This window comes from Cellulomonas algicola (assembly GCF_003851725.1).
GTDB classification, from domain to species: Bacteria; Actinomycetota; Actinomycetes; order Actinomycetales; family Cellulomonadaceae; genus Cellulomonas; species Cellulomonas algicola.
The window spans coordinates 1-1,441 of the sequence record NZ_BHYL01000320.1; the positions used below are offsets into that span (position 1 = coordinate 1).

Genomic DNA, 1,441 nt, shown 5'->3' on the forward strand with positions numbered 1-1,441 from the left:
GCCCCACGCCGACCAGCGCCGGCACCCGCTGCGGCGGCACGTCCGGCCGGGCGGCGCGCCACACGGCCGCGGCGACGCGCAGGTCGACCGGGGACCCGACAGTCCCCGCGTCGAGCAGCGCCGTCCACGCCGGCTCGTCCACCTCCGCGAGCGTGGCCACACCCCCGAGCGCGCGCTGCATGCCCACGTCGCACGCCGCGAGCAGGTCGGGCGCGGGCGGCAGGAGCGCGGCGACGACCGCGTCCGCGCCGGCCTCCCCACCCGGGCCGCTCGCGGCGAACGGACCCGCCGGTGCGAGGTCCGCGTGCGTCCGCAGCCACCACGCCGTGTACGACGGGGCCGTCGCGCCGTCCTCCCCGCGCACCCGCTCGACGAGCGCGCGACGCAGCGCCGGCTCCCCGCCGACCCGCGCGAGCACCGCCGGCCACGCGCCGTCCGCGACCGCGTCCAGGTCCGCGACCGCCACCGCCTCGCCGACGTAGGCGCCCGGGCCCAGGCGGTCCGCGAGGTGGTCGAGGTACTCCTCCCAGCCGTCCAGCGACTGCGCGGCGAGCACCCACGGGTCGGACGTGTCGTCGCCGAGCGACGCGGCGTCCGCGACGACGTGGTCCACGCGCACGACGACGAGGTCCGCCCGGACACCCGCTGCCTCGAGCACGTCCGCACCCCACCGGTCGACGTCCCCGACCGACACGGGCGCGAGCACGCGGTCGTCGAGCAGCGCCGCCGCAGGACCGCCGGGCAGCACGAGACCGTCGGCCGGGGTCGGCTCACCGTCGGCCGCCGTGAGCGTGAGCAGCCCGAGCCACGGACGTGCCTCCGGCGGCGGCCCGCCCGGCAGCGTCGCCGCGACGACCGCCAGCACCGCGTCGGTCACCTCCACGGCCGCGTCGAGGTCGTCGTCGTCCGCAGCCGCCAGCACCGCCGCCCTGACCGCCGGCTGCGTCAGCAGCGCCTCCGCGTCCGCGTCGAACGCCCCGAGCCGCTGCAGCAACGGGTGCTCCGCCGCCGGGTGGACGATCCGCAGCCCCCAGCGGCCCAGCACGTCGAGCGCGTCCGCGCCGAGCCGGTCCGCGAGGTCGCCGTCCAGCATGAGCGTGCCGCGCGCGCCCCGCACGACCCGGCCGTCCGCGAGCGGGACCGGCAGCGCGCCGAGCGACTCCCGCGCGCGCGAGTCGTCCGCGAGCCCCTCGAGCGCCGCGTACAGGTCCGGCCACGACGCGTCCGCCACCGCCGGCAGGTCCTCGACGACGTCCGCGAGCGACCGGACCTCGACGCCCAGCGTCCGCGCCTGCGCCTCGCGACCCGGCGGCAGCTCGGCGAGGCCCGCCACGCGCGCGCCCAGTGCCGCGACCGCGTCCCCCCGCCCGGCCTCCCCCTGCACCGCGACCGCGTCGCGCGGCGCGACGAGACCGGCTCCGCCGTCCGGGCCGTCCACCAC

1 pseudogene is annotated in these 1,441 nt (G+C 80.2%); it reads right to left on the bottom strand.

What is annotated here, in order from left to right:
• Window positions 1-1,441: pseudogene (locus tag CTKZ_RS17740) on the bottom strand (sacsin N-terminal ATP-binding-like domain-containing protein); the annotation flags it as partial.